This window comes from Waterburya sp., from assembly GCF_058530065.1.
Genome location: NZ_JBZNBU010000417.1, coordinates 1 through 1,099, shown reverse-complemented (window position 1 = coordinate 1,099; position 1,099 = coordinate 1). Strand labels below are relative to the sequence as shown.

Genomic DNA, 1,099 nt, shown 5'->3' with positions numbered 1-1,099 from the left:
GGGGGTAGCTTCCGAGGTGGGATAAAAATTAACCGTCTGCCAGCCCATCGCCTCCAACTGGGCAGCCCAACGCCCCGCCTCTTCAAGAGTAGGACATACCACCAACAAATTCTTATCCTGTGCCTTTGCAATACCAGAACTAACTATACCCTTCGGCAGACGGGGAATACCGTTGAGTAATAAAGACTGTCCGTTATTTTGTTTGTTAATTAGTTCTTTGGTCAACGGCGAACTTGCGATCGCCCTAACTACTGATGCAAAAGCCATATTTTGAGGATGAAGGAAAGAGGAACGAGGATGAAGGAGTTTTACCCTTTTAAAAAGATAGCGAATAATGGGGAATATTAGTGCGGGTAAAGATATATAGATATAAGGTGATAAGGTCGCCCTAACAAAATTCTAGTTGCGATCGGCTACCATTGATATCACGACTACCGTGTTAAAATGATAGCCAGTTTTAAAGACAGAGGTACTAAAGATATTTTCAACGGAGAAGATACAAAATCTGCACGTCAGACTTGTCCGCAAAATTTATGGAAAGTTGCCAGAAGAAAACTCGACCAATTAGATTTTGCAGCGAGCTTAAACGATCTACGTTCTCCTCCTAAAAATAAATTAGAAGCATTAAAAGGCGATAGAAAAGGACAACACAGTATTCGCATTAATAACCAATATAGAATTTGCTTTGTTTGGTCTGATAATAATGTAGAAAATGTAGAAATTGTTGATTATCACTAAAAAAATTATGGTTAATATACCTACAAATAGACCGCCAACTAGTCCAGGAGAAATGTTAAGGGAAGAATTTCTCGAACCGATGGGATTAACTCAACAACAGTTGGCTGATGGAATTGGAGTTAGTTACCAAAGAGTTAACGAATTGATTAACGATAAAAGAGGAATTACTACTAGTACTGCTTTGAGATTAGCTAAGTATTTCAATACGACTCCCGATTTCTGGCTTAACTTACAAAGAGCAAATGATATTTATCGGGTTTTACAAAAAGAAGCAGAGCAAATAGATAAGATTCAACCAGCTATTACCACATAGGAAAAATATTCGAGATCGCCCTTACAAAGTAATGCAAAAGCCATGTTT

Annotated in this window: 3 protein-coding genes; 2 read left to right on the top strand and 1 reads right to left on the bottom strand. The window is 38.3% G+C overall.

Annotated elements, in window-relative coordinates; genetic code table 11:
* Nucleotides 1–267 (bottom strand): hypothetical protein (locus AC33VI_RS23030; RefSeq protein WP_491784597.1); only part of this gene is annotated, 267 nt, incomplete at its 3' end.
* A gap of 177 nt (nucleotides 268–444) precedes the next feature.
* Here AC33VI_RS23030 and AC33VI_RS23025 point away from each other — a divergent pair.
* Nucleotides 445–738, top strand: a complete 294-nt coding sequence (locus tag AC33VI_RS23025; protein ID WP_491784596.1) for a type II toxin-antitoxin system RelE/ParE family toxin — start codon at nucleotides 445–447, stop codon at nucleotides 736–738.
* Nucleotides 739–745: 7 nt separating this feature from the next.
* The gene (locus AC33VI_RS23020) at nucleotides 746–1,051 is read left to right on the top strand and encodes a HigA family addiction module antitoxin (RefSeq protein ID WP_491784595.1); all 306 of its coding nucleotides are present in this window, start codon (nucleotides 746–748) and stop codon (nucleotides 1,049–1,051) included.
* Nucleotides 1,052–1,099 lie beyond the last annotated feature (48 nt).